Annotated in this window: 1 protein-coding gene; it reads right to left on the bottom strand. The window is 44.6% G+C overall.

The features are described 5' to 3' along the window. A partial coding sequence (locus GNF10_RS37215) for a DUF3854 domain-containing protein (RefSeq protein WP_260446392.1) occupies positions 1 to 695 on the bottom strand: 695 nt, incomplete at its 3' end. Positions 696 to 758: the final 63 nt, after the last annotated feature.

Raw genomic sequence — 758 nt, forward strand, 5'->3', positions numbered from 1 at the left:
AATGGGGAACAGGCAACAGTTTTTTCTATTTCCTCTTCCCTGTGTGTTGGTAAGAGATCCAATTTGTCATTCCCTGTTGCCCGTTCCCTGTTGCCTGTTCCCTCAAGTTGTATAGAACGTTGTTCTGGTATTGGCTTACGCAAAGATGCAAAAGCCGCAGCCTTTGAATGCTGATTCTGCTGTTGCCAGCCCCGAAAGGTTGGAGCAAGATGACTCAATTTCTCGTAAGGGAGTGGCCCATTTGCGAAGATGAAATCATCAACACCTTTGTCTGGGCCTGGCAAGTTGATGACTTTTACTCTTGCTCCAGCTTCTTGTAACAATCTTCCAGTTACGGAAATATCTCGTTCGATATGGAGCTTAGTTTCGGGCTTGGTTTCGTAGTCAAAGCAGAACTTGAAAACTCTCCCTTGTGTGGCGAAAACGGCTAACTCTTCATGAAGATAGGACTTACCGATTTTTTTGCCAAACTCGTCTTTTGGAGAGCGATATCCTGCTGAAATTCCAGGTAGCCCAATGGTAGCGTGACCCTGACTCAACAGGCTGGCCGCTTTTTTGGCTCCCTCTGCGATGGCACACGGTAAATTATATTTCCATACACAGTACCAAAATCCCGATTTGCGCTCCTGCTGGGTGGGATTAACTTTATGTTTGGAGTAAATGCGTTCGGCAATATCTTCAGAGACATTGAGCAAGAATATACTTAATTCAACCTTTGGGGGATGCTCATATTTAATGAATTTCCCTTCAATTATCTG

Origin of the sequence: Nostoc sp. UCD121 (assembly GCF_014222285.1) — a bacterium.
In the GTDB taxonomy this organism is placed as follows: domain Bacteria; phylum Cyanobacteriota; class Cyanobacteriia; order Cyanobacteriales; family Nostocaceae; genus Nostoc.